Annotated in this window: 21 protein-coding genes; 9 read left to right on the top strand and 12 right to left on the bottom strand. The window is 74.1% G+C overall.

The window, feature by feature from the left end; translation table 11 throughout:
• Positions 1-109 precede the first annotated feature (109 nt).
• On the top strand, positions 110-1180 hold the full coding sequence (locus ACIGNX_RS10835) for a hypothetical protein (RefSeq protein WP_396538599.1): 1071 nt from the start codon (positions 110-112) through the stop codon (positions 1178-1180).
• 7 nt (positions 1181-1187) lie between these two features.
• Here ACIGNX_RS10835 and ACIGNX_RS10830 read toward each other — a convergent pair whose 3' ends face one another.
• Positions 1188-2153: an aldo/keto reductase gene (locus ACIGNX_RS10830; protein ID WP_396538597.1), complete on the bottom strand. Its 966-nt coding sequence runs from the start codon at positions 2151-2153 to the stop codon at positions 1188-1190.
• Between the two features lie 128 nt (positions 2154-2281).
• Here ACIGNX_RS10830 and ACIGNX_RS10825 point away from each other — a divergent pair, with 128 nt between their 5' ends.
• The 3 genes from ACIGNX_RS10825 to ACIGNX_RS10815 are packed head-to-tail and all read left to right on the top strand — an operon-like array spanning position 2282 to position 4858.
• On the top strand, positions 2282-3331 hold the full coding sequence (locus ACIGNX_RS10825; RefSeq protein ID WP_396538595.1) for an LLM class F420-dependent oxidoreductase: 1050 nt from the start codon (positions 2282-2284) through the stop codon (positions 3329-3331).
• Positions 3328-4152: an undecaprenyl-diphosphate phosphatase gene (locus ACIGNX_RS10820; RefSeq protein ID WP_396538593.1), complete on the top strand. Its 825-nt coding sequence runs from the start codon at positions 3328-3330 to the stop codon at positions 4150-4152. The genes ACIGNX_RS10825 and ACIGNX_RS10820 overlap by 4 nt, the downstream gene beginning before the upstream one ends.
• A 10-nt stretch (positions 4153-4162) precedes the next feature.
• Positions 4163-4858 carry a histidine phosphatase family protein gene (locus ACIGNX_RS10815; RefSeq protein WP_396538591.1) on the top strand — a complete coding sequence of 232 codons (696 nt, stop codon included), beginning with the start codon at positions 4163-4165 and terminating at the stop codon, positions 4856-4858.
• Between the two features lie 348 nt (positions 4859-5206).
• Here ACIGNX_RS10815 and ACIGNX_RS10810 read toward each other — a convergent pair whose 3' ends face one another.
• Positions 5207-6361, bottom strand: coding sequence for a site-specific integrase (locus ACIGNX_RS10810; protein WP_396538589.1), 1155 nt, complete (start codon positions 6359-6361; stop codon positions 5207-5209).
• 86 nt (positions 6362-6447) lie between these two features.
• Here ACIGNX_RS10810 and ACIGNX_RS10805 point away from each other — a divergent pair, with 86 nt between their 5' ends.
• Positions 6448-6756 carry an ArsR/SmtB family transcription factor gene (locus tag ACIGNX_RS10805; RefSeq protein ID WP_396538587.1) on the top strand — a complete coding sequence of 103 codons (309 nt, stop codon included), beginning with the start codon at positions 6448-6450 and terminating at the stop codon, positions 6754-6756.
• Between the two features lie 7 nt (positions 6757-6763).
• On the opposite strand, the gene ACIGNX_RS10800 is transcribed toward ACIGNX_RS10805, so the two are convergent.
• The 3 genes from ACIGNX_RS10800 to ACIGNX_RS10790 all read right to left on the bottom strand — a co-directional run bounded on the left by ACIGNX_RS10800 (position 6764) and on the right by ACIGNX_RS10790 (position 9821).
• Positions 6764-7129 (bottom strand): VOC family protein, encoded by a 366-nt coding sequence (locus ACIGNX_RS10800; protein WP_396539187.1) that lies wholly within the window; start codon positions 7127-7129, stop codon positions 6764-6766.
• A gap of 103 nt (positions 7130-7232) precedes the next feature.
• Positions 7233-8906: a hypothetical protein gene (locus ACIGNX_RS10795; RefSeq protein WP_396538585.1), complete on the bottom strand. Its 1674-nt coding sequence runs from the start codon at positions 8904-8906 to the stop codon at positions 7233-7235.
• 6 nt (positions 8907-8912) lie between these two features.
• A complete protein-coding gene (locus ACIGNX_RS10790; protein WP_396538583.1) occupies positions 8913-9821 on the bottom strand; it encodes a glycosyltransferase family 2 protein in 909 nt (302 codons plus the stop codon).
• A 156-nt stretch (positions 9822-9977) separates the two neighbouring features.
• Here ACIGNX_RS10790 and ACIGNX_RS10785 point away from each other — a divergent pair, with 156 nt between their 5' ends.
• A complete protein-coding gene (locus ACIGNX_RS10785; protein ID WP_396538581.1) occupies positions 9978-11276 on the top strand; it encodes a hypothetical protein in 1299 nt (432 codons plus the stop codon).
• Between the two features lie 3 nt (positions 11277-11279).
• Here ACIGNX_RS10785 and ACIGNX_RS10780 read toward each other — a convergent pair whose 3' ends face one another.
• The gene (locus ACIGNX_RS10780) at positions 11280-11996 is read right to left on the bottom strand and encodes an MBL fold metallo-hydrolase (RefSeq protein ID WP_396538579.1); all 717 of its coding nucleotides are present in this window, start codon (positions 11994-11996) and stop codon (positions 11280-11282) included.
• Complete coding sequence (locus ACIGNX_RS10775; RefSeq protein WP_396538577.1) at positions 11993-12964, bottom strand: hypothetical protein; 972 nt, start codon at positions 12962-12964, stop codon at positions 11993-11995. The genes ACIGNX_RS10780 and ACIGNX_RS10775 overlap by 4 nt, the downstream gene beginning before the upstream one ends.
• A 357-nt stretch (positions 12965-13321) precedes the next feature.
• On the opposite strand from ACIGNX_RS10775, the gene ACIGNX_RS10770 reads away from it, so the two are divergent.
• From ACIGNX_RS10770 to hrpA, 3 genes are read left to right on the top strand one after another with little or no spacing between them, the layout of a single operon-like run.
• Positions 13322-14080 carry an isocitrate lyase/phosphoenolpyruvate mutase family protein gene (locus ACIGNX_RS10770; RefSeq protein WP_396538575.1) on the top strand — a complete coding sequence of 253 codons (759 nt, stop codon included), beginning with the start codon at positions 13322-13324 and terminating at the stop codon, positions 14078-14080.
• A 35-nt stretch (positions 14081-14115) separates the two neighbouring features.
• Positions 14116-14907, top strand: coding sequence for a thioesterase family protein (locus tag ACIGNX_RS10765; RefSeq protein ID WP_396538573.1), 792 nt, complete (start codon positions 14116-14118; stop codon positions 14905-14907).
• A gap of 41 nt (positions 14908-14948) precedes the next feature.
• Positions 14949-18851, top strand: a complete 3903-nt coding sequence (gene hrpA / locus ACIGNX_RS10760; protein WP_396538571.1) for an ATP-dependent RNA helicase HrpA — start codon at positions 14949-14951, stop codon at positions 18849-18851.
• A 57-nt stretch (positions 18852-18908) separates the two neighbouring features.
• On the opposite strand, the gene ACIGNX_RS10755 is transcribed toward hrpA, so the two are convergent.
• The 5 genes from ACIGNX_RS10755 to ACIGNX_RS10735 form a co-directional block, all read right to left on the bottom strand.
• Positions 18909-19403 (bottom strand): MarR family winged helix-turn-helix transcriptional regulator, encoded by a 495-nt coding sequence (locus ACIGNX_RS10755; protein WP_396538569.1) that lies wholly within the window; start codon positions 19401-19403, stop codon positions 18909-18911.
• A 190-nt stretch (positions 19404-19593) separates the two neighbouring features.
• Positions 19594-20562 carry a protein phosphatase 2C domain-containing protein gene (locus ACIGNX_RS10750; protein WP_396538567.1) on the bottom strand — a complete coding sequence of 323 codons (969 nt, stop codon included), beginning with the start codon at positions 20560-20562 and terminating at the stop codon, positions 19594-19596.
• A 2-nt stretch (positions 20563-20564) separates the two neighbouring features.
• Positions 20565-22949: a tetratricopeptide repeat protein gene (locus tag ACIGNX_RS10745; RefSeq protein WP_396538565.1), complete on the bottom strand. Its 2385-nt coding sequence runs from the start codon at positions 22947-22949 to the stop codon at positions 20565-20567.
• Positions 22950-23042: 93 nt separating this feature from the next.
• Positions 23043-24002: a transporter substrate-binding domain-containing protein gene (locus ACIGNX_RS10740; RefSeq protein ID WP_396538563.1), complete on the bottom strand. Its 960-nt coding sequence runs from the start codon at positions 24000-24002 to the stop codon at positions 23043-23045.
• Entirely contained in the window at positions 23999-25282 is a 1284-nt protein-coding gene (locus tag ACIGNX_RS10735) for a hypothetical protein (RefSeq protein WP_396538561.1), read from the bottom strand. Before ACIGNX_RS10735 ends, ACIGNX_RS10740 begins: the two co-directional genes overlap by 4 nt.
• Between the last annotated feature and the right edge of the window lie 3 nt (positions 25283-25285).

Here is a 25285-nt window from a genome sequence, read left to right as displayed (position 1 = left end):
CACGCAGGGGGCGGGTGTTGTCGTTGGTCCGGGAAGGTGATAGTCGGCCCGCGACCGTACGGCGGGCCCCGTCGCGACGACCATCCCAGGTGAACGGGGAGGCGTCGCGATGACCGTCGAGGAGCTGCGGGACCGGCACGTGCGGCTGCTGCGCGACCGGAGGGTGGTCGACCACCTCGACGCGCCGGCCGGGCCCGCCGCCGGCACCGAGCGCTACCACACCTGGACCCAGGTGGCCGCCGATCCGCACGGGGACCGGCTCGCCCGGCTGGTCGAGGTGCGGGTGCGGCCCGCCGCCTACCACCCGGCCCGCCTGCGCGAGCAGCAGCACACCCTCGACGCCCTGCAACCCGAGGTGCTGCACCTGGCGCGCCTGGCCGGCTGGGACACCACGACCCCGGTGCTCGCGGGCGTGTTCCCCACCGGCACCCTGGACGGGCTCAGCGTGCCCGTGCCCGGTCGCGGTCTGCTGGTGCTGGTCAACAGCTCCCTGCTGGACCTGCTCGGCGCCGCGCTCACGATCATGACCGCGGCCCTGCCCAACTACGGCTCCCCGCCGCTGCTCACCCCGGAGCAGGCGTCCTTCGCGCTGGCCGAGGCCCTCAACGCCCACCTGTACGGCAACGGCGCGGTCGGGGCGCGGCGGCTGCCCCGGCTGTCCGGGCAGCGGGCCGCGCTGGTCTCGCTGATGGCGCGGCGCGGCACCCAGTTCGTGCTGGCGCACGAAGCGGCGCACCTGCTGGCCGGGCACCTGGTCAACGCCGGCCGCCGCACCGACCCCGACACCCCCGTCGGGGCGCTGGACGCGCGGTCCGTCGGCTGGCCCCGCGAGCACGAGGCCGACCGGATCGCCGCGGTGATCATGCTGCGCTCCCTGGACGACCTCGGGCCCCGGGAGCTGGAGGCCTACGAGCCGTGCCTGGTCGGCGCGGTCCTGCTGGTGCTGTTCCTGCACGAGGTCGCCGACCGGCTGGCCGACGAGCTGGGCGTGGTCGTGCCGTTCGCCGGCAACCACCCGCCGCCCGTGCGGCGCATCCAGACCCTCGTGGAACACCTCGCCGGCCAGGTCCGCACGCCGCGCGCCCTGGACCTCGCCGCCGACGTCGCCACCTGGCTGGAGGACCGCCTCGACGGGGTGCGGGAGTGGCTCCGGCTCGTGGACGGCGCGCCGCAGGGATGAGCCCGGGTCAGCCCAGCGGGCGTTCCGGGTAGCCGAACTCGACCGCGCTGACGTCGTCCAGCGCCGCCCGGATCGCCGGCGGCAGCGTCAGCTCCTCCGCCGCCAACGACCCCAGCAGCTGGGCGGTGTCCCGCGCGCCCACCACCGGCGCGACCACGCCCGGCCGGTCGCGCACCCACGCCAGCGCCACGCACAGCGCGTTGGTGCCCAACCCGTCCGCCGCCGTGGCCACCGCCTGCACGATCCGCGCCGCCCGCTCCGTGCGGTGCTGCTCCACGTAGCCCGCGAAGTGCGCCGACGCGCCCCGCGAGTCCGACGGCGTGCCGTTGCGGTACTTGCCGGTCAGCACCCCGCGGCCCAGCGGTGCCCACGGCAGCAGCCCGATCCCGTGGTGCTGCGCCGCCGGCACCACCTCCCGCTCCACGCCCCGCTCCAGCAGCGAGTACTCCACCTGCGTCGACACCAGCGGCGTGTGCCCCGGCAGCGCCGCGGCCGTGCCGAGCTGCCAGCCCGAGTAGTTCGACACACCCGCGTAGCGGACCCGGCCCGACGACACCGCCGCGTCCAGCGCCGACAGCGTCTCCTCCAGCGGGACGTTCGGGTCCCACGCGTGCAGCTGCCACAGGTCGACGTGCTCCACGCCCAACCGGCGCAGCGACCCGTCCAGGGCGTGCAGCAGCGCCCCGCGCGACGCGCCGCCGCCGAACGGGCCGTCGTTGCGCCGGGCCACCGCCTTCGTCGCGATCACCAGCTCGTCGCGCGGCACGACCTCGCCCAGCAGGCCGCCCAGGATGCGCTCGCTCTCGCCCTCCACGTACACGTCGGCGGTGTCCACCAGCGTGCCGCCCGCCTCCGCGAACGCCAGCAGCTGGGTGGCCGCCTCGTCCGCGTCGGTGTCGCGGCCCCAGGTCATCGTGCCCAGGGCCATCCGGGACACCCGCAGTCCGCTGCGCCCGAGGTATCGCTGTTCCACGCGGGGGAGCCTAAGGGGTGATCGACTCACCGGCGGGCCGTGGCACGCCTCGCGTCAAGCCCGGATACCGCCACGATCGGGGCACACCGCCCTGGCGGAGCAGGTTACCGAACGGTAGGGTCCGGGTCGTGCGACTGGGACTGAACCTCGGGTACTGGGGCGCGGGCAACGACGCCGCGAACCTCGAACTGGCCAGGGAAGCCGACCGACTGGGCTACTCGGTGGTGTGGGCCGCCGAGGCGTACGGGTCGGACGCGCCCACGGTGCTGGCGTGGGTGGCCGCGCAGACCGAGCGCGTCGACGTCGGCAGCGCGATCCTGCAGATCCCGGCGCGCACGCCCGCCATGACCGCGATGACCGCCGCCACCCTGGACTCCCTGTCCGGTGGCCGGTTCCGCCTGGGCCTGGGCGTCTCCGGCCCGCAGGTCTCGGAGGGCTGGCACGGCGTCCGGTTCGACAAGCCCCTGGGCCGCACCCGGGAGTACGTCGACATCGTCCGCGCCGCCCTGCGCCGCGACCGGCTGCGCTACGACGGCGAGCACTACACGCTGCCGCTGCCCGACGGCCCCGGCAAGGCCCTCACCCTCACCGTGCACCCGGTCCGCGAGCACATCCCCGTCTACCTGGCCGCCGTCGGTCCCAAGAACGTCGAACTCGCCGGCGAGATCGCCGACGGCTGGCTCGCCCTGTTCCTGTCGCCCGACCACTCCGGCGACGTCCTGGCCTCGCTCAGGGCGGGCCGCGAGAAGGCCGGCAAGACCCTCGACGGGTTCGACGTCGCCGCCACCGTCCCGATGGTCGTCGGCGACGACTGGCGCGCCTGCGCCGACCGCGTCCGCCCCTACGCCGCGCTCTACGTCGGCGGCATGGGCAGCAGGCAGAAGAACTTCTACAACGACAACGCCGCGCGCATGGGCTTCGCCGCCGAGGCCGCCGAGGTCCAGGACCGCTACCTGGCCAAGGACTACGAGGGCGCCATGGCGGCCGTGCCCGCCGACTTCCTCGACGCCACCTCGCTGCTCGGGAGCAAGGAGCGCATCGCCGACCGGATGCGCGCCTACGCCGAAGCGGGGGTCACCACACTCACCCTCTCGCCCATGCTGCAAGATCTCGAGCAGGGGATCGCCGCGCTCCGCACGGCGACCGAAGCTCTGGATCTGGCGGGAGTGGGTAGTTGAGCTGGTTGCAGGCCATCGTCCTCGGACTGGTCCAAGGACTAACGGAATTCCTGCCCATTTCCTCGTCCGGTCACATCAGGATCGTCTCCACACTCTTCTTCGGCAACGACGCTGGCGCCTCCTTCACCGCGGTGATCCAGCTCGGCACCGAGGTCGCCGTGCTGATCTACTTCGCCAAGGACATCGGCAACTTCCTCGCCGCCTGGTTCAAGGGCCTGTTCAGCCGGGCCGCGCGCGCCACCGAGGACTACCGGATGGCCTGGTACGTGATCATCGGCTCGGTGCCGATCACCGTGCTGGGCTTCCTGTTCAAGGACGAGATCCGCTCGTCGCTGCGCAACCTGTGGATCACCGCCACCGTGCTGGTGGTGTTCGGCCTCCTGCTGGGCCTGGCCGACCAGTTCGCCCAGCACGTGCGGAACAAGCTCCAGCTCAAGGACGCGATCGGCATGGGCCTGGCCCAGGCGCTCGCCCTGATCCCCGGCGTGTCCCGCTCGGGCGGCACCCTCACCGCGGGCCTGTTCCTCGGGCTGGACCGCCCCTCCGCCGCCCGCTACTCGTTCCTGCTGGCCCTGCCCGCCGTGTTCGGCGCCGGCCTGTTCAGCATCCCCGACGTGCTCGACCGGGCCGAGCCCAACGCCGCCTCCGTGCCCCAGATGATCGTCGCCACGGTGGTGTCGTTCGTCGTCGGCTACGCCACCATCGCGTGGCTGCTGCGCTACGTCTCCAAGCACAGCTACTCCGCTTTCGTGTGGTACCGGCTGCTGCTGGGCATCGTCCTGATGGGGCTGCTGTCGATGGGACTCATCAACCCGACATAGGGTGGCCACCGTGGCTACCGTGATCTTGCTGCGACACGCCCGCTCCACCGCCAACGGAGCGGGCGTCCTCGCGGGCCGCCAACCCGGCGTCGCCCTGTCCGACCGGGGCGTGGAGCAGGCCGCGGCGCTGGTCGCCCGGCTCGCCGGCATCCCCCTCGCGGCCGCGGTCACCTCGCCGCTGGACCGCTGCCGGCAGACCCTCGCGCCCCTGCTCGCCGACCGCGGCCTCGAACCGGTCGTCGAACCCGACCTCGCCGAGGTCGACTACGGCCAGTGGACCGGCCGGGGGATCAAGGACCTGCTCGAGGAACCGCTGTGGGCGGTCGTGCAGCAGCACCCCTCCGCCGCGGTGTTCCCCGGCGGCGAGGGCCTCGCCGCCGTGCAGGCCCGGTCCGTGGCCGCCATCAGGGCCCACGACGCCCGCGTCACCGCCGAGCACGGCCCCCGCGCCGTGTGGCTCGCGTGCAGCCACGGCGACGTCATCAAGTCCGTGCTGGCCGACGCCCTGGGCGTGCACCTCGACGGCTTCCAGCGCATCGTCGTGGACCCCGCGTCGGTGTCGGTCGTCCAGTACACCGAGACCCGGCCGTTCGTGCTGCGGGTCAACGACAACGGTGGCGACCTGTCCGCGCTCGTGCCGCCGCCGGAGAAGGCGGAGCAGCCGCCGTCGTCCGACGCGGTCGTGGGCGGCACCACCGGCGCGTGACCCCCGCGAGGCGGAGAGGCACCGCGTGGCCCCCGGACAGTGCAGGGTAGTCCGGGGGCCACGGTGCGCTTGGCCGGGGCGGGCGGCCTCGTGGGGACGATCGTATTGGCGACAACGGCCGGGTAAACGCCCTCCCGCGGGCCGGACGCCGGCGCCCGCCGGGACGCCCGCGCAGGTCAGCCCGCCGCCCGACGCCGGTGGCGCGGGGATAACCGCAGCTCAACGCGGGTGGAAACACCACGGAAACAAACCGCGCAAGACGTCAGGCGCGCTAATCCGCCGGCCCGTTCGGTCCCGTCCGGACGGACGGGTGGTGTGAGAAGTTAACGACCGGGTGTGCGCTCTCGGTCACAGTCCGAGGCGGGTGACGGCGTTGTCCTCCAGCGGGTTGGCGGTGCGGATGTAGCGGTGCACCGTGCGCGGGTTCGTCCAGCGGCCCTGCCGCATGATCTCCCGGTCGCTCGCGCCGCCCAGCGCCGCCTGCGTCGCGAACCCGGCCCGCAACGAGTGGCCGCCGAACAGCGCCGGGTCCAGCCCCGCCCGCGCCGCGTACCGCTTCACCACGTCCGACACCGCCCGGTCCGACATGGACCGCCCGCCCAACCGCCCGTGCCGGCTCACCGACGGGAACAGCGGCCCGCGCGCGGCGACCGGCCGGTAGGAGTGGCAGCGGTGCGTCGTCCCCGGGTCGCCCTCGTGCTCCAGCACCGCCCGCGGGTCCGCCGCCGTCAGCACGTCCACCCAGTCCGCGAACGCGCACACGGGGCACGTCGGCCGCCGCGCCCCGCGGGGCAGCACCACCCGCTGCCGCTGCGCGCCGGTCCGGTCGGTCTTCGTCACGCCCAGCTCGACCAGCAGCAGCGGCTCGTGCGTGCGCGGGTCGGCGTCCACGGCCACGTCCTCCAGGGCCACGGCCGCCAGCTCGCTGCGCCGCAACGCGCCCGCGAACCCGACCAGCAGCAGCAGCGCGTCCCGCCGCCGGGCCGCGCCCGTGGGCCACCCCGGGGGCGGCAGCTCCGCCAGCAACGCCTCCAGGGTGCCCAGCAGCACGGGTCGCTTGCGCCGGGGCTGCGCCTGCCGGGTGCGGCGGACACCGCGCAGCGTCAACCGCACGACGTCCGAGCGGGTGGGGGAGGGGAGGCCGCCCGCCGCGTGCACCGCCGCGATCGCCGCCGCCTTGCGCTCCAAAGTGGACGGCCCGAACGCGGGGGAGCCGTCGGGCCTGGTAGCGTCCGCGGCCACCGCCAGGTACACCGCGACGTCGACCGGGTCGGCCGGCAGCGCCGTGCGGCCCTCGGCCTCGCACCAGGCGGCCCACGCCACCCAGTCCGACCGGTAGGCGCGCAGGGTGTTCGCCGACTGGGCGGCCCGCAGGTAGCCCGCCAACGCCTCGGCCTGCTCGTCGTCGAAGCGGCGCCGCACCTGCTCCAAGGCCGCGTGGTCGACCAGCGCCGCGTGCCGCACGCGGTCGAGCCCGGCGCGCACCGGCTCAGGCAACGTCACCGCGCCACCTTAACATGCTTGAAAGTTTTAATACCTTCAGTGTGGACTAATAGACCCCTTGACCAGGGTCGCTACTATGCGAAACCGTGCGCGCCCTACAACACCCGGACGTGGAGGACCTCCGACTCCCCACGGTGCTGAGCGCGCTCGCGGACCCCGTGCGGCTGCGGATCGTCGCCGAGCTCGCCCGGTCGGGTGGGATCGTCTGCGGGCAGTTCGACGTGCCGGTGAGCATGTCGACGTTGTCGCACCACCTGAAGGTGCTGCGGGAGGCGGGCGTGCTGCGGGTGACGCCGCAGGGCAGCTACCGCACGCACGAGCTGCGGCGCGAGGAGATGGAGCACCGGTTCCCCGGCGTGCTCGACTCCATCACCAGGGCCATCGGCTCGCCCTGACCGCCGGTCACCAGCCCTCGAGGAACAGGCAGAACGGGTGGCCCGCCGGGTCGAGGTAGACCCGCACGCCCTCCTGCGGCTGGTAGTCGGCCAGGGTGGCGCCCAACGACTCGGCGTGCGCGCCGGCGGTGTCCAGGTCGTCGACCAGGATGTCGAGGTGGGCCATCATCCGCTGCTCGCCGTCCTTGCCGGGCCAGGTGGGGCGCCGGTAGTCCGGTTCGGTCTGGAACGACAGCCCGGCGCTGCCGTCGGTCGGGCGGAGGGTGGCCCAGCCGGGCTCGTCGTCGCGCAGCGGCCAGCCGAGCAGGTCCCGGTAGAAGCGGGCGAGGGCTTGGGCGTCGGGTGCGTCCAGGACGGTGGCGGTCAGCTTCAACATGTCCCGATTTTCACTCGGCCGGGTGATCTTCGCATGTCGGGTGGAATAGCGGTGGGGGGCGGCCGGATCGCTCCGACCGCCCCCCCACCGGTGGCACCGCTCAGCCCGCGGGTGGCGGGTGCGGCAGCTCGCCGCGCTTCGGTGTCAGCTCCGCGAGTTCGAGCAGCGTCTCGCCGAAGCGGGGGTCGCTCAGCTCGAAGCAGCCCTTGCCCAGGGTGTGGGCGTAGGCGGAGCAGCTGCCGTCGGGCTGCTTGACCAGGTGGGCGCTGGTGGCGAGGTAGCCGAGGGAGTTGTCGGTGCGGGGCATGTAGCGGTCGCCGAGGGAGGAGCCGGCGGAGGCGATGAGCAGGAGCAGGGCGGCGAGCACCCCGATGCCGGTCGACGGCGCGGCCAGGGCGGTGCGGACGCGGGTGACGGCGTCGAGGCGGCGCGTGCCGTAGTAGGCGGCGAAGCCGGTGAGCAGCAGTAGGCAGTAGAGCAGTTCGGCGGTGCTGCGCGGCCACAGCTGGACGGCGTCGGCGCCGTACATCTGGGCGCCGAAGTGGAAGCGCAGGAGCCAGGCGCCGGCGAAGACCGAGGTCAGGGTGATGACGACGGTGCGGCTGCGTGCCACGGCGATGGCGGTGGCGAGGCCGACGAGGGTGAGGACGGTGAACAGGCCGACGCCGCCGAGTTCGCCGGGCGGGGGCCAGGGTCCGGTGTTGCCGGGCAGGTCGCCGCGCCACATGGCGAGGTAGGTGGGTTCGGTCCAGGTGTCCCAGTAGAAGTAGCGGTCCTTGACCGAGCCGGAGGCGGTGAGCAGGCCGAAGAGGTGGCGGGAGGAGACGGCGACGAAGACGGCGGCGGTGATGGCGAGCAGGGCGAGGCCCTTGAGGCGGCCGGTGCGCCAGGGGAACAGGACGAGGGCGGAGAGCAGCACGCCGGGCGCGGACCAGACGAACCAGCCGGAGTAGACGAGGAAGACGAGGCCGAGGGCGATGCCGTAGCCGGCGGCGTGCAGCGCGATGCGGCCCCAGGTGGTGTCGCCGGCGCGGCGCAGTCGGCGCAGCAGGGCGAGCAGGACGGGGATCATCACGACGAGCATGAGGTTGGTGTAGGGCTTGTAGGGGTCGATCAGGGTCGTGGCGGGCACGACGCCGATGCCCAGGGCCCACACGGGGGTGAGCAGGAGTCGCCAGGTGAGGTAGGCGACGGGTCCGAAGAGGGCGGTGCCGAGGATCTGCAGCACCTTGAGGGAGTGCTCGGGCGGGGTGTCGGTGAGCTGGGAGTACCAGGCGATGGCGTGGACCCAGCCGGGTGGGTAGTCGGCCTGCATGGTGCCGGTGTCGATGAGGGTGTGGGCCCAGGTGATGAGGGCGCCGGAGTCGCCGCCGTTGGCGTTGAGGCCCCAGGAGGTGCCGCGCAGGGCGACGAGGACGGCGCCGGCGACGAGTCCGCTGAACAGGCCGGCGGCGGTGGCGGCGGCGAGGCGGCGGGCCAGGGGCGCGTGGGCGGTCCAGCGGGTGCGGGCGGTGACGACGGTGAGGACGAGCAGGAGCGCGGCGACGACGGCGAAGCGGAGTTGCAGGGCGGCGAGGCCGCTGATCTGGCCGATGCGGTCGAGCGGGTTGACGTCGATGCGGCGCGCGAGGAGCACCATCAGCGCCGCGGCGGCCACGGAGACGACGGCTTCGGCGGCGTAGAGGGCGCTTCGGCGGGGTCGTGCGGTGGGTGGCGGCGGTGGTGCGGGCTCGGGGCTGGTCCGCGGCGGTTGTTCTGGCGCGGTCGGCAGCACCGTCGATCACTTCCTCACGGGTTTGGTCGGCCCGAACGCGTGGCGGGCCAGGAGTTTCGCGCTGGCGGTTTGTCTGGAGGCGACCGCTCCGGGGAGCAGGAGCAGGGCGTGCAGGCGGGAGGAGAGGTGGTGGCGGGCGGCCTTGGCGGCGCGGTGCCAGCCGATCTGGTCCATGCGCCGGGCGACGTCGAGGAAGAAGTCGTGCTCCTCGGTGAAGCGCCTGCCGAGTGAGGCGAGGGAGGAGGAGACGCTGGCGTCGTGGCGGCGGTACTGGAAGCAGGTGTCGGGGACGACGGCGAGTTGGCCGCCGCGTTCGAGCAGGTCGAGCATGAGGGCGAGGTCGAGGACGACGCTGAGGCCCTGGCGGAAGGCGAGGTCCTTGAGGGCTTCGCGGCGCCAGCACAGGGAGGGGAAGTAGGTCCAGTTGCCGCGCAGGAGGCTGATGGCGAGGGCTTCGCCGGCCATGACGCGGGGTGTGGTGGTGTCGGGGGCGTAGAGGCTGCGCTTGACGCGGTCGGTGAGGGGCCGGACGACCCGGCCGGTGTGGTCGATGACCTCGACGCCCGCCTGGACGACGTCGGCGTCGGGGTAGCGGCGGGTGGTGCGGCGGATGGTGCTGACGTAGTTGGGCAGCATGGCGTCGTCGCTGCCCATGATGACGAGGAAGTCGCGTTCGGCGAGGTCGAGGCACTTCTGGAAGTTGGCGTTGATGCCGAGGTTGCGCTCGTTGCGCCGGTAGTCGATGCGGTCGTCGCGCAGGGAGTCGAACCACTCGGGCAGGCCGTTGTCGGTGACGCTGTCGTCGACGACGGTGAGGTGCCAGTCGTGGTCGTCCTGGGCGATGACGCTGCGCACCGCGATCTTGAGGTACGAGGTGTCCCCGTAGTGGGGGAGCATGATGTCGATGTCGTTCATGGTCACCTCGTGCCACCGACGATCAGGCTGCGGTGTGGAACACCCATCCCCTTTGCCACGACCCTTCCCCTTGCGCCCTGTCCCTCGTGGTTCCACCCGAGTGCCGGGGACACCGGCTTTCAGGAGGTGGCGACGAGGCAGCCTACTGTGTTGGCGGTGAGCGCAGACATCATGCCCCCGCGTCGGTTGAGCCCCGCTGTCGTCGTGGGGTTGGGCACGTTGGTCCTCGGTGCGTCGGGTTACGCGTTCGTGGCGATCGCGGGTCATTCGCTGTCGGCGGTGGACGCGGCGGCGGTGGCGGCGTTCTACCTGTTGGTGAACATCGTGGGTCCGGGGATCTTCTCGGCGTTGGAGCAGCAGGCGAGCCATGCGACGTCGCGGGCGTTGGCGAGGGGTGAACGGCCTGGTCGGGCGGTGCGCCGGGTGGGTCGTGAGGGTGTGGTGCTGACGGCGGTGGTGGTGGCGGTGCTGGTGGTGGTGTCGCCGGTGCTGGTGGAGCGGTCGTTGAAGGGTTCGTGGTCGTTGTTCGTGGCGGTGGTGGTGGCGGTGGTGACGTCGGCGGCGATCTACCTGGCGCGCGGTGTGCTGGGTGGGATGCGTCGGTTCACGGGTTACGCGGCGACCTTGGCGGGTGAGGGTTTCGCGCGGTTGTCGGGTGCGGTGGTGCTGGCGGTGCTCGGGGTGGCGGTGGCCGGGGTGTTCGGGTTGGTGTTCGCGTTGGGGACGGTGGTGGGCGTGGCGGCGGGTGCGGTGTGGTTGCGGTCGCGGCCGTCGCCGGCGCCGGTGTCGGGTGCGCCTGCGTCGGGTGCGGTGTCGGGTGGCGAGGACCGGGTGGACAGCCTGGTGCCGCTGGTGATGGCGGGGTTGTTGGTGCAGGCGGTGGCGAACGTGGCGCCGATCGTGGTGACGGCGCGGTTGCCGCGGGACGCGGCGCTGGCGTTGGCGTTCTCGTCGGCGTTCATCCTGGTGCGGGTGCCGTTGTTCGTGTTCTCGCCGGTGCAGGCGTTGTTGTTGCCGGGGTTGACGGAGGCGGCGACGCGGGGTGACCTGGGCGCGGTGCGGGGGGTGTTGCGGCGGATCACGGTGTGGGTGCTGGTGGTGGGGGTGCTGGGCGCGGTGGGGTCGGCGGTGCTGGGTCCGTGGGCGGTGCGGGTGTTCTTCGGGGCGGAGGCGCCGTTGTCGTGGGTGTTGATGGGCGCGTTGGGGGTGGGGACGATCCTGTTGATGGTGGCGCAGGCGGTGCAGCCGGCGTTGATCGCGTTGGGGGCGCGGTCGGCGATCACGGGGTCGTGGGTGGCGGGCACGGCGGTGTTGTTGGGGGTGCTGGTGCTGCCGGGGTCGCCGGTGGTGGTGGCGACGGTGGCGCAGTTGGGGGGTCCGTTGGTGGTGGCGGCGGGCATGGCGGTGGCGTTGGGGCGCCGGTTGGCGCGGGTGGGTGCGCCGCACCCCGCGTGAGGTTCACCCGATGGTGAGGATTTCACCTGGTCGTGCGACGGGGGCGTGGGCGCGTTCGGCGGCTTCGGCGGTGGTGAGGGTGTGGCCGACGTGGCTGAGCAGGAGGTGTCGGGCGCCGCGGCCGGCCGCGGCGGCGTCCTCGGGGGAGCAGTGGTGGGGTCCGGCGCCGTCGGCTTCGCACAGGAGCAGGTCGGCGCCGTGGGCGAGGTCGTCGAGGGCGGGGCAGGGGCCGGTGTCGCCGGAGTAGGCGAGGGTGGCGCCGTCGTGGGTGGCGCGCAGGCCGAAGGCGGGCAGGCCGTGGTCCACGGCGCGGCTGGTGAGGGTGAGGTCGCCGACGTCGGCGCGGTGGCCGTCGTGCAGTTCGTGGACGTCGAAGGCGGCGGCGGCCGGGTTGGGTGCCGCGCCGGCGAGGAAGGTCTCGAGCCGGGCGGCGAGGCCGGGTGGCCCGTAGAGGGGGATGGGGGCGCGGGGTCGTTGGTCGGCGAACAGCAGCGCGTAGTAGTAGGGCAGCAGGTCGGCGGTGTGGTCGGCGTGGGTGTGGGAGATCCAGACGGCGTCGATCCGGTCGGGTCGGTGGTGGCGTTGCAGCGCGGCGAGGGTGCCGGGGCCCGCGTCGACCCAGACGGCGGTGTGCCCGGTGCGCAGGAGGTAGCCGGAGCAGGGGTTGTCGGGGCGCGGGTAGGGGGTGGCGGTGCCCAGGACGGTGAGGCTGAAGGTCACGGGGCAGTGTGGCGCAGGACGTGCACGCCCGCCGCGGTTTTGAGGTAGGCCCAGGTGGTGGTGCCGGTGGTGGTGAGGCCGACGTGGGAGGCGGGGGTGGCGGCGAGGTCGTCGGGCAGGGCGACGGGGGTCCAGTCGTGGCCGGTCCAGCGGTGGAAGGCGGGTCTGGTCTCGAAGGAGCGGCGGGTGGCGCGCACGCCCCAGGTCCAGCCGGCGGCGACGCCGTGGACGCTGAGGCGGCCGGTGTCCTCGGGTGGCGGCACGGCGGTCCACTGGCGGCCGTCCCAGCGGTGCACGTGCAGCCCTTCGGTGTCGCGGACGTGGCCGAGCCACACGTCGTCGGGGGCGGCGGCGGCGAGGCGGGCGACGTGGCCGCGTTCGGCGCGGGGTCCGGCGACCTCGGTCCAGGTGTCGCCGTCCCAGCGGACGAGGACGGGGTAGTCGTAGGTGGCGGGTCCGGCGCCGGCGAGGCCGCCGCCGCCCGCCCACACGTCGCGGGGTCCGGTGGCGGTGACGGTGCGGAGCCCTTCGCGGTCGGAGGACAGCGCGGTGCACAGCCGCCAGTCGTCGCCGTCGAAGTGCAGGGCGTCGCGGCCGGTGCCGACCACGTGCACGTCGCCGTCGACGGCGGTGACGGCTTTGGCCCACCTGATGGCGGGTGTGCGCACGACGTGCCAGCGGGTGCCGTCGTAGTGCAGGACGAGGGGCCGGCCGGCGCTGTTGCCGACCGCCCAGACGTCGTCGGGGGCGGCGGCGGACACGCCGGAGAGGCTGGCGGGGGCGGGCAGCTCGGGCAGCGGCTCGACGCGCCAGGACGCGCCGGTCCAGCTCAGCACCAGCGGCGCCGTCGGGCGGCTGGTGAACACGCCGGTGGTGCCCGCCAGCCAGGCGTGGTGCTCGCCGGCGGTCGCCAGGTCGGCCAGTGCGGTGCTGGGCGGCAGCACGGGCACCGGCACGGGTCGGAACACGCGCTCTCCCCTTCGCTGGGCCGTCCCCCGACTCGTCGCGTGATCCAGCTCATCGGGCGCGGTGCCGGCGCGCCAGCCGCCGAACGGCGGTTTGTGGTTGACGCCCCCGGCGGGTGGCCGAATCAGGCGCAGCGGACAAACCCGTCGGTGGCCGACCTACCCGGGTGGCGGCCGGCCGCCGCGCGTACTGTCGTGGATCTTCACCCGCGCCGTGGCCGGGCCTCAGGAGAGCAACCGCGCACGGTGTCCCAGGGGGGTCGGGCCGGCAGTATTGGTGCGGGTGATCACGGTGATCAACGCGTAGACCGAGCCGGGGCCGCCGCACGACCGCGGGCCCCTGTCGTGACGGGAGTCGATGTGACCAGGACCGATGTGACCGAGGCGGCCAAGGCGCTGCGGGCGCTGCACGTGCCGGGCACCCCGCTGGTGGTGCCCAACGCGTGGGACGTCTCGTCCGCGCGGGTCTTCGCCGAGGCCGGCCACCCGGTGGTGGCGACCACCAGCGTCGCGGTGGCGGCGGCCTTAGGCTTCCAGGACGGGCACGACATGCCCGCCGACGTGGCGTTCGACGCGGTGCGCCGGATCGCCGCGGCGGTGGACGTGCCGGTGACGACCGACATCGAGCGCGGCTACGACCTGCCGCCCGCGGAGATCGCCGCGCGCCTGGCCGAGGCCGGCGCGTCGGGCTGCAACCTGGAGGACTCCGACCCCCGCACCAAGGCGATGATCGACGTCGCGGAGCAGGCCGACTTCCTGGCCGCCGTGCGCGCCGCCGACGCCGACGTGGTGATCAACGCCCGGATCGACGAGTTCCTCAACGGCCCCGGCTCGTTCGACGACGCGGTGCGCCGCGCGGAGGCGTACTTCGAGGCGGGCGCGGACTGCGTCTTCCCGATGCGGCTGCCCGGCAACCGGGTGGCGGAGTTCGTGGAGGCCGTCGGCCGCCGTCCGGTGAACGTCGGCCACGGCCCCGGCGCGCCCACCCCGAACGACCTGGCCCCGCTGGGCGTGGCGCGGGTCAGCTTCGGCCCCGGCCTGCACAACGTGCTGATGATGAAGGCGCTGAAGAAGATGGCCACCGACATGCTGGACGGCGGCAGCCCCTACCGCGGCTGAACTACCCGCCGGTAACGCCCATTAGGGTGAGTCCCATGCACGAGTGGGACGCCGACACGCGGGTGGACGCGACGGGGGACGGGCGGTTCGCCGCCCACCTCGGCGACCGGTGGACCAGCGCCGGGGGCCGGCCCAACGGCGGCTACCTCGTCGCGTTCTGCCTGCGGGCGCTCGGCGAGGTGCTGCCGCACCCCGACCCGCTCGCCGTCGGCGCCCACTACCTGCGCCCCGGCGTCACCGGACCGGCCCGCGTGGACACCGAGGTCGTGCGCGCCGGGCGGCGGCTGTCCACCGGGCAGGCCAGCCTGACCTGCGGCGACCGCGAGGTGCTGCGCGTCGTCGCCTCCTACGCCGACCTCGGCGACCCCGCCGGCCGCACCGTGGCCCTGGGACGGGCGCCCGAGCTGCCCCCGCCCGACGAGTGCGTCGACCCCTACGGCGGCCTGCGCCTGCCCGGCGTCACGGTCGCCGACCGCGTGCGGCTGCGCGCGCCCGAACCGTTCGGCTGGGCCGCGGGCAGGCCCACCGGCACGCCCCGCGCCGAGTTCTGGATCGGCTTCGCCGACGGCCGCCCCGCCGACACCGCGAGCCTGGCCACCCTGGTCGACTGCGCCGCCCCCGCCGTCCTGGAACTGGGCGTCGCCGACTCGGCCACCGTCGAGCTGACCGTCCACGTCCGCGCCCGCCCCGGATCGGCCTGGCTCGCCGCCCGCGTCGCCACCCGCCACCTCGCCGGCGGCTACTACGAGGAGGACGTCGAGCTGTGGGACGCGACGGGCCGGTTGGTGGCCCAGTCGCGGCAGCTCGCCGTCTCCGCGGACCGATAATCGGCGGCCCCGCCGGCCCACCCTGGATATCCTTGACCCAAATGAACCAGATGTCGCACGCTGACCTGCGCGAACGCCTGTCCGAACTCATGTCGCGGGACCAGCGGAGGCTGGCACGCAGGCTCGACGGCGCGCGCAAGGTCCGCGACGGCTCCGCCCGCGCCGCCGTCCTGGCCGGGATCGAGGCCGACGTGCGGGCCGCCGAGCAGCGGGTGGCCCTGCGCCGCGAAGCCGTGCCCAAGATCACCTACCCGCCCGAGCTGCCCGTCAGCGCCCGCAAGGACGACATCGCCGCGCTCATCCGCGACCACCAGGTCGTGATCGTCGCCGGCGAGACCGGGTCGGGCAAGACCACCCAGCTGCCCAAGATCTGCCTCGAGCTGGGCCGGGGCGTCCTCGGCCAGATCGGGCACACCCAGCCCCGCCGGTTGGCCGCGCGCACCGTCGCCGAGCGCGTCGCCCAGGAGCTGGACACCCCGCTGGGCAGCGCCGTGGGCTACAAGGTCCGGTTCACCGACCAGTCCGGCGACGACACGCTGGTCAAGCTCATGACCGACGGCATCCTGCTGGCCGAGCTGCAGACCGACCGGACGCTGTCGCGCTACGACACGATCATCATCGACGAGGCCCACGAGCGCAGCCTCAACGTCGACTTCCTGCTCGGCTACCTCAAGCAGCTGCTGCCCCGCCGGCCGGACCTCAAGGTCGTCATCACCTCCGCGACCATCGACCCGGAGCGGTTCTCCCGCCACTTCGGCGACGCCCCGATCATCGAGGTCTCCGGCCGCACCTACCCCGTCGAGGTGCGCTACCGCCCGATCGTGGACCCCGACGACCCCGACGCCGACCCCGACCGCGACCAGACCCAGGCCATCTGCGACGCCGTGCGGGAACTGCAGGCCGAAGGGCCCGGCGACGTGCTGGTGTTCCTGTCCGGCGAACGCGAGATCCGCGACACCGCCGACGCGCTGGCCGCCCTGGACCTGCGCGACACCGAGGTCCTGCCGCTGTACGCGCGGCTGTCGTTCGGCGAGCAGCACCGCGTGTTCCAACCCCACCGCGGCCGCCGCGTCGTGCTCGCCACCAACGTGGCCGAGACGTCGCTGACCGTGCCCGGCATCAAGTACGTGGTGGACCCGGGCACCGCCCGCATCTCCCGCTACAGCCACCGCCTCAAGGTGCAGCGGCTGCCCATCGAACCGGTCTCCCAGGCCTCGGCCAACCAGCGCAAGGGCCGCTGCGGCCGCGTGTCCGAGGGCATCTGCGTCCGCCTCTACAGCGAGGACGACTTCGACGCCCGTCCCGAGTTCACCGACCCGGAGATCCTGCGCACCAACCTCGCCTCGGTCATCCTGCAGATGACCTCCATCGGCCTGGGCGACATCGCCGCGTTCCCGTTCATCGACCCGCCCGAGGCCCGCAACATCACCGACGGCGTGCAGCTGCTGCAGGAGCTGGGCGCGATCCTGCCCACCGAGCAGAAGCTCACCCCGCTGGGCCGCAAGCTCGCCCAGCTGCCCGTCGACCCCCGCCTGGCCCGCATGGTCGTCGAGGCCGACCGCAACGGCTGCGTCCGCGAGGTCATGGTCATCGCCTCCGCCCTGTCCATCCAGGACCCCCGGGAACGGCCCTCCGACAAGCAGCAGGCCGCCGACGAGCTGCACGCCCGCTTCAAGGACCCCGACTCGGACTTCACCGCGTTCCTCAACCTGTGGCAGTACCTGCGGGACAGGCAGAAGGAGCTGTCGTCCAACCAGTTCCGCAGGCTGTGCCGCACCGAGTTCCTCAACTACCTGCGCGTGCGCGAGTGGCAGGACATCTACCAGCAGCTGCGGCAGGTCGCCAAGACCCTCGGCGTGCACGTCAACGACCAGCCCGCCGACCCGCGCAACGTCCACGTCTCGCTGCTGTCGGGGCTGCTGTCCCACATCGGCGTCAAGGACGTCCCCAAGCGCGACCCGGGCAAGCGCGCCGCCACCGAGTACCTCGGCGCCCGCAACGCGAAGTTCGCGATCTTCCCCGGCTCCGCCCTGTTCCGCAAACCACCCCAGTGGGTGATGGCCGCCGAACTCGTCGAGACCTCCCGCCTGTGGGGCCGCACGGTCGCGCGCATCGAACCCGAATGGGCCGAGAAGCTGGCCGGGCACCTGGTCAAGCGCACCTACAGCGAACCGCACTGGGAGGCCAGGCGCGGCTCCGTCGTCGCCCTGGAGAAGGTCACCCTCTACGGCGTGCCCATCGTCACCTCCCGCAAGGTCGACTACGGGCGCATCGACCCCGGGCTGTCGCGCGAGCTGTTCCTGCGCCACGCCCTCGTGCAGGGGGAGTGGACCACCCACCACGAGTTCTTCCACCACAACCGCGCCCTGCTCGCCGAGGTCGAGGAGCTGGAGAACCGGGCCCGCCGCCGCGACATCGTCGTGGACGACGACACCCTCTACGACTTCTACGACCAGCGCGTGCCCGCCGACGTCGTCTCCGCCCGCCACTTCGACACCTGGTGGAAGAAGACCCGCCACACCAGCCCGGACCTGCTCACCTTCGACAAGGCGATGCTGGTCAACGACCGCGCCGCCGTCACCCCCGACGCCTACCCCGACGAACTGCGCCGCGGCGGCATCACCCTGCCCCTGACCTACCGGTTCGAGCCCGGCGCGGCCGTCGACGGCGTCACCGTCAAGCTGCCCCTGCCCGCCCTGACCACGCTGCCCGACGACTCGCTGTCCTGGCAGGTCCCCGGCATGCGCACCGACCTGGTCGTCGCGCTCATCCGGTCGCTGCCCAAGCCCGTGCGCCGCAACTTCGTGCCCGTCCCGGACGTGGCCGCCGCCGCGCTGAGCGGCATCGACCCCGACGAGCCGCTGCTGCCCGCCCTGGAACGCGAGCTGCGCCGGCTCACCGGTGTCGTCGTGCCCCGCGACCAGTGGCAGCTCGACCAGGTACCCGAGCACCTCAAGCTCACCTTCGAGGTCGTCGACGAGCAGGACCGCGAACTGGCCCGCGGCAAGGACCTGGCCGCCCTGAAGGCCCAGCTGCGCGGTCGGCTCCGCGAAACCCTCGCCGCCGCCGCGAGCAACCTCGCCCGCACCGGCCTGACCACCTGGGACGTCGGCGACCTGCCGCGCACCGTGCAGCGGCAGCGCTCCGGCATCGTCGTCACCGCCTACCCAGCCCTGGTCGACAAGGGCGACAGCGTCGCCGTGGAGATCCTCGACACCCCCGGGCGGCAGCGGCAGGCCATGTGGCGCGGCACCCGCCGGTTGCTGCTGCTCAACAGCCCGTCCCCGGTCAAGACGCTGCAACGCGGCCTGACCAACGCCGAGAAGCTCGCCCTCACCCGCAACCCCCACGGCGGCGTCGCGCCCCTGCTGGCCGACTGCATCGGCGCCGCGGTCGACAAGCTCCTGCGCGACGCCGGCGGCCCGGTCTGGACCCAGGCGGCGTTCACCCGCCTCCTCGACCACGTCCGCCGCGGCCTCGGCGAGACCACGTTCGACGTCGTGCACCAGGTCCGCCGCGTGCTGGAGGCCGCCCAGGACGTCGAACTGCGCCTCAACGGCGTGCGCGGCGCGGTGTTCGAGGAGTCCCTGGCCGACATCCGGGCCCAGTTCACCGGCCTGGTCCACAAGGGCTTCGTCACCGAGGCGGGCGCCGACCGGCTCGCCGACGTGCACCGCTACCTGCAGGGCATCTCCCGCCGGCTGGAGAAGCTGCCCGAGAACGTCCGCCGCGACCAGGACTGGATGGACCGCGTGCACGCCGTGCACGCCGAGTACCGGGAACTGCGCGCCGCCCTGCCCGCCGACGAACCGCACGAGGAGCTGGACGAGGTGCGGTGGATGATCGAGGAACTGCGCCTGAGCTACTTCGCCCAGACCATCCGCACCCGCTACACCGTCTCCGACAAGCGCATCCAGAAGGCCCTCGACGCCGTGCCGCGCTGATCACCCCCGCCCGCGGGGTCCCGCCCGCGGAGTCCCCCTCAGAGCGCTACGGGGCCGCTACTCGCACTGCTCCAGCAACGTGCGCAACGCGTCGGCGACCACCGCCCGCGTGCCCGCGTCCAACGGCTCCAGCAGCCGCGCGTACCACCCCATGTGCTCGGCCGGCATCCCGTCCACCAGCCGCGCGCCCCGCTCGGTCAGCTCGATGCGCACCACCCGCCGGTCCGCCGCGTCCGGCACGCGCCGCACCAGCCCCTTGGCCGCCATCCGGTCGATCCGGTTGGTGATCGCGCCCGCCGTGACCAGCGACGCCGACAGCAACGCGCCCGCCGTCAGGCCGAGCCCCGGACCCGCCCGCCGCAGCGCGGTCAGCACGTCGAACTCGCCCGGCTCCAGGTCGAACCGACCCGCGAAGTCCCGCAGCTCCCGCTCCAGCAGCCGCGCCAACCGCGCCAACCGCGTCACCCGCGCCAGCACCGCCATCGGCGCGGTGTCCACGTCCGGGCGCTGCACCGACCACTGCGCCAGCGCCAGGTCGACCGCGTCCGCCATCACCCCTCCCGCCGTGCGGCCCCCCGCCGACCCGCACGGCACCCACCGTATTCGTGATCGACAACCCGCGCGGGCGTCCCGGGAAAAACCGGCACGACGGCCCACCGGCACCCCCGCGCCCGGCCCAGCCGCGGCCTCCGCCCGCCCGGCACCCAGCGTGCGCCGACCCGACGATCGCGGGCCCGTCCGATCAGGCCCCCTGACCGCCCCGCAGCTGCACCACGACCACCGTGATGTTGTCGTGCCCGCCCGCCCGCAGCGCGACGTCCACCAGCTCCCGCGCCACCTCCACCGGCGGCACACCGCGCGGCAGCACCGCCAGCAGGTCCTCCGGCTCGGGCACGTAGTTCCACAGCCCGTCGCTGCACAGCACCAGCAGCCCCGGCGTCTCCACCTTGAACGTCACCGACTGCGGCGCCTCCACCCCCGAGTCCGCGCCCAACCACCGCGACAGCACGTGCGCCCGCCGGTCGGTCAGCGCCTCCTCCTCGGTCAGCACCCCCTCCGCGACCAGCTGCGCCGCCCACGTGTCGTCCGTGGTCAACCGCGCCGCACCCGCCCCGGCCACCAGGTAGGCGCGGCTGTCGCCCACCCACCCCACCGTCGCCGAGTCGTCGGTCACCACCGCCGACACGAACGTGCACGACGGCGCCACCTCGGCCGCCTCCGGCCGCGCCAACCGGGCCACCCCGTCGTTGGCCGCCACCACCGCGTCCGTCGTCGACGCCTCCGCGTCCGTCCCCGACCGCAACCCCGTCAGCAGCACGTCCACCGCCGTGTCCACGGCCAGCTGCGACGCCTGCTCGGCCCGCTCCGAGGACGCCACCCCGTCGCACACCACCGCCACCACACCACGCCCGCGGACCCGGCCGAACGCCATCGAGTCCTCGTTGCGCCGCCGCCGCCGACCCCGGTCGCTGACCCCCGCCACCCCCGGCAGCACGAACTCCACCCGGTCCCGCGCCGACGGCCGCGCCCGCCCGCACCGCTCGCAGAACCCGTCGGCGTCGAACTCCTCCCCGCCGCACTCGCACCCCGGCGGCCACTGCGAACCCGGACCGCCCACCGGTGTCCGCCGCACCCGCAGGTTGCGCCCGCACGCCTCGCAGAAGCGGTCCTGCGCCGCCACCGGCGCCGAGCACTCCGGACACGACTCCATCGTCACACCAACGTCCTGGGCCGGACCGCGTTCGCGCGGTCGACGAGAGCGATGCGCTCCTCGGGGGTGTCGGCCAGCCGCGCCAACTGCCGGTAGCCGCGCTCCAACCCCAGCCGCAGCCCCGACTCGCTCACCTCGCAGCCCAGCAGCACCCCCACCGGCCCCGCCCCGCCGCGCGGCAGCACCTCCAACGCCACACCCAACAACTCCACCGTCAACCCGGCCCGCCTCGCCACGTCCAACTCCAACCCCGACAGCCTCGCACCGGCCGCCATCACCTCGGCCAACGCCTCCGCGCCACCGCCCCCGCGCGCACGCTCCCGCGCCGCGCCCAACTGCGCCCGCACCGCCGCGACCTGCGCCGCCACGTGGTGCACCGACGTGTCCGGCACCGAGTGCAGCACCCGCACCGCCGCGTCCCGCTCGCCCCGCGCCACCAGCACCCGGGCCAACCCGAACGCCGCCGACACGAAGGAGTGGTCCGTGCGCCACACCACCTCGTACCCGGCCGCGGCCGCCGCCCGGTCGCCCAGCGCCTCCGCGCACACCGCCACCGCCAGCTTCGGCGCCGCCTCGCCCGGCAGCGCGTCGCGCACCTGCTCGAACGCCGCCCGCGCCCGGTCCTCGCGGCCCGTCACCAGCGCCGCCACCCCCCGGTACCAGCCGGGTCGCCAGTCGTCCGGCGCGGGCGTGCCCGGGTCCTCCGGGTCGAACGGCGAGGACAACGCGTCCAGCTCGCCCACCGCCTCGGCCACCCGCCCCGCCTCGATCAACGCCCGCACCACCTGCAACCACACCTCGACCGTCCGCACCGGCGCCACCCGCAACGCCGCCACCACCTGGTCCGGGTCACCCGTCGTCGCCGCCGTCGCCAGGAACCCGGCCGCCGGATCGGAGGTGTCCACCTGCGGCACCGGCAACCCCAGCGCCGCCGCCCGCACGTCCACCGCGCCCTCCGCGCCGAACGCCCGCCGCTCCGGCGTGAACTGGCCCGACACCCCCGGCCGCGGCACGCCGTCCTGCTGCGCCAGCACCTCCCGCAGCACCCCGGTCAACTGCTCGGCCATCTCCTCCGCCGACGCGAACCGCTGCTCCGGGTCGCGGTGCGTGGCGCGCAGCAGGAACCGGTGCAACGAGTCGTGGCGGGCCAGCAGCGGCTGCTCCGACGGGGACGGCAGCGACTCCCGGAACCGGCCGCGGAAGTCGAACGCGAAGCTCATCACCGCCAACGCCCGACCCACCGTGTACAGGTCGGAGGCCACCGACGGGCCGACCGTGCCGATCTCCGGCGCCTGGTAGCCGATCGTGCCGTAGATGGGGGAGCGGCGGTCGTCGACGCGCCGCACCGCGCCCAGGTCGATCAGCTTCAACTGCTCCTCGGTCTGGATCACGTTGTCGGGCTTGAAGTCGCAGTACAGCAGGCCCACGCCGTGCAGGTAGCCCAGCGCGGGCAGCACCTCCAGCGCGTAGGCGATCGCCTGCGCCACCGGGAGGGCCTCGGTGCCCGTGCCCCCCGCCCGCAACTGCTTGATCATGTCCTTGACCGACGTGCCGCCGACGTACTCCATCACGATGTAGTCCACGAGCTCGCCGGTCGTCCGGTCGGCGTGCCGCACGAAATTGTGGATCTTGACGATAGTAGGGTGCTCCACCTCGGCCAGGAACCGGCGCTCCGCCATCGCGGCCGCCATCGCGTCGGCGTCGCCGGAGTCCAGCAGGCCCTTCAACACCACCCACCGGTCGCTGACGGCGTGGTCGGCGGCCAGGTAGATCCAGCCCAGCCCGCCGTGGGCGAGGCAGCCGAGCACCTCGTACTGGCCGTGCAGCACCTCGCCGGGCGCGAGCTTGGGCGTGAACGAGTAGTGGTGCCCGCAGTGGGGGCAGAACCCCTCCACCCGGCCCGGTTCGCCGGCGCGGCTGCGGCCGACCTCCTTGCCGCAACCGGAGCAGAACCGCTTCGCCTCGGGCACCTCGGGGTGGGTGAGCACCGCGGTCTTCGGGTCGCGGTAGGGCACCCGGGGCACCTCGACCAGCCCGGCGCCCAACCGGCCCCGCCCCGACGAGCGGGTCGAGGTGGACGCCCGCCGCGACCGCGCCGCGGACGCCGACGTGGGCGACCACGCAGCCGTGCCCGGCCCGCTGAACGCCCCCGTCACCGGTCCGCTGTCGAACCCCGGGCCGGCGTGCGCGCCGGTCACGGGCCCGCTGTCCGCCGCGAGCCCGCCGCGAGCCCTGGTCACCGGCCCGCTGTCCACACCCGCACCCGCCGACCCGCCCGCCCGTCCCGGGGCCGTAGTGGTCAGGACCGGCGCGTCCAGGCCGCACGTGTCGCAGCAGCCGGCGGCGTCGACCTCACCGCCGCAGCCCTCGCGCGGACACGTCCTCATCGGCCCTCCGTCCTCGGCGGCACCGCACCCTCGTCGCGTCCCGCCACACCCGGAGAACGCGCACGCCGCCCGTCCAGTGCCCCGACGCCCACGTCAGTCCCGGTACACCGCGACGGGCGGCTCGGGCGGGTCGCCGAGCCACCGCTGGTGGATCCGCGCCCACGTGCCGTCCGCCCGCAGCCGCTCCAGCAGCGCGTTGACGAACCGCACGAAGTCCTCGCCCGCCTTCGGGAACGCCATCCCGTACGGCTCGGACGTGAACTGCGGCCCCACCACCTTCGTGTACGGGTCCTGCGCGGCGAACCCGGCCAGGATCGTGTCGTCGGTGGAGATCGCGTCCACCTGCCCCTGCTGGAGCATCACCAGGCAGTCCGTCCAGTTCGGCACCGACACCGCCACCGGCCCCGACGCCGCGGCCGCCACGTTGGCCAGCGAGCTGGACCCCTTCGTCGCGCACACCCGCTTGCCGCCCAGCGACCCGATGCCGGTGACGTCGGAGTTCGCCGGCACCAGCACCCGCTGCCCCGCCTGCAGGTACACGGTGGAGAAGTCCACCCGCTGCCACCGCTCGCAGGTCGCGGTCATGGTCCGCACCACGATGTCGACCTCGCCCCGCTCCAACGCCGGTATCCGCTGCTCCGAGGTCAGCACCGTGAATTGGATCGCGCCCGGGTCGCCGAAGACCGCCCGCGCCACCTCCCGCGCCAGGTCCACGTCGAACCCCTCCAGCTCCCCGGAGAACGGGTTGCGGAACCCCATCAGGTACGTGTTCTGGTCCACGCCCGCGACCAGCCGGCCCCGCTGCTGCACCCGCGCCATGGTCGACCCGGCCGGCATCTGCCCCGGCGGCGGCAGCGGCCCGGTCGGGCGCAGGCTCGCCGTCGGGTCGCACGACGCCGGCGGCACGTCCTGCCCGCTCGGCGGCGCGGTCAGCTCCACCGCGTCGGCCGGGCGCGGCGGCACGGGCGAGCCCCCGCCGATCGGCGGCGCGCCGCTGGGCACCGGCGCGCACGCCGCCAGCACGAGCAGCAGCACCGCCGACAGTCGCCTCATCGGTACTCCTTCAACCGCTGCCACAGCCCGAACGACGACGCCACCGCCGCCAGCAGCGCCAACGTCACCACCGCCGGCACCGCGCCGACCAACGCCGCCCGCGCCAGCCCGATCGCGTCGGTCAGGTCCGCCCGCGCCGAGCCGATGGCCCGCACCAGCGCCGAGTCCAACGCGTCGAACGCCGTCGCCGCGCCCCGCGAGTCCTGGCCCAGAGCCAACGCCACCGCCCCGGTGTAGTCGCCCCGGTCGTCGGCCGCGCGGACCGCGCGGTGCGCCGCCTGCCAACGCGCGTGCTGCTCGACGGCCTCCGCCACCGGCTGCGTCGGGCGCAGCTCCCGCGCCCGGCCCAGCAGCTCGTCCAACGCCCGGTCCGACTCGGCGTACTCGGCCTCGTAGTTCGCGCCGCTGCCCCGTGCCACCAGCGCCAACGTCTCGTCGCCCCGCGCGGTCAGCGTCGCGATCCGGGCCCGCGCCAGCACGTCCACCACCGCCGCGCCCTCCCGGCTCGCCGAGGCGTTGCAGACCACCAGCAGGCTCGCCACCAGCACCCACAGCAGCGACACCACCGTCAACGCGGTCGCCACCACCAGCCCCGGGTTGAGCAGCCGGTTCGTCCGCCGGGTCAGGTAGCGCTGCACCCACAGCAGCACCACCAGCGCCGCCGCGCCCAGCAGCGGCTCGGGCCACGGCAGCGACCCGGCGTCCTCCAGGTCGCGCACCACGTTCGCCGTCTCCACCCCGTACAGCTCGCGCGCCGCGGGCAGCAGCCGCGTCTGCATCAACGCCGACGCCTCCCGCAGGTACGCCGCGCCGACCGGGCTGCCCTGCCGGTTGTGCGCGCGGGCGGTCTCGACGAGCCCGGTGTACACCGGCAGCTGACCCGACAACGTCGACAACGCGTCGGTCAGCTCGGGGGAGCGGGTCGGCTCGCTGGTGGCCGCCGACAGCGCCGCCGCGGCCTTGGCCACGTCCGCCTCGTACCGGCCGCGCAACGCGGCCGACTCCACCCCGCCGGACAGGAACGCGCTCGACGCGGTGGCGTCCGCGTCCGCCATCGCCCGGTAGACCTCCTGGGCGGCGAACGCCAGCGGCTCGCTGCGGTCGGCCAACGCCTCCAGCGCCGCCGACCGGCGCTGCACCGACGCCGCCGTCACCGCGCCGACCAGCAGGCTCACCGCCACCAGCAGCAGGGCCAGCAGGCTCAACCTGCCCGGCGTGCTGCGGGCCAACCCCGTCACCCGGCGCAGCGCACCGCGGTCGCGCGAAGCCTCGACCAGCACGAC

This window comes from Actinosynnema sp. NPDC053489 (assembly GCF_044544865.1).
In the GTDB taxonomy this organism is placed as follows: Bacteria; Actinomycetota; Actinomycetes; order Mycobacteriales; family Pseudonocardiaceae; genus Actinosynnema.
This window is presented reverse-complemented; position numbering and strand designations above follow the sequence as displayed.

What these genes read in the sequence shown, in the direction of transcription:
- ACIGNX_RS10740 (WP_396538563.1), bottom strand. Translation starts at nt 24,002, where the DNA reads ATGAGGCGACTGTCGGCGGTGCTGCTGCTCGTGCTGGCGGCGTGCGCG.
- ACIGNX_RS10835 (WP_396538599.1), top strand. Translation starts at nt 110, where the DNA reads ATGACCGTCGAGGAGCTGCGGGACCGGCACGTGCGGCTGCTGCGCGAC.
- ACIGNX_RS10765 (WP_396538573.1), top strand. Translation starts at nt 14,116, where the DNA reads ATGCACGAGTGGGACGCCGACACGCGGGTGGACGCGACGGGGGACGGG.
- ACIGNX_RS10790 (WP_396538583.1), bottom strand. Translation starts at nt 9,821, where the DNA reads ATGAACGACATCGACATCATGCTCCCCCACTACGGGGACACCTCGTAC.
- hrpA (WP_396538571.1), top strand. Translation starts at nt 14,949, where the DNA reads ATGAACCAGATGTCGCACGCTGACCTGCGCGAACGCCTGTCCGAACTC.
- ACIGNX_RS10745 (WP_396538565.1), bottom strand. Translation starts at nt 22,949, where the DNA reads ATGAGGACGTGTCCGCGCGAGGGCTGCGGCGGTGAGGTCGACGCCGCC.
- ACIGNX_RS10750 (WP_396538567.1), bottom strand. Translation starts at nt 20,562, where the DNA reads ATGGAGTCGTGTCCGGAGTGCTCGGCGCCGGTGGCGGCGCAGGACCGC.
- ACIGNX_RS10755 (WP_396538569.1), bottom strand. Translation starts at nt 19,403, where the DNA reads ATGGCGGACGCGGTCGACCTGGCGCTGGCGCAGTGGTCGGTGCAGCGC.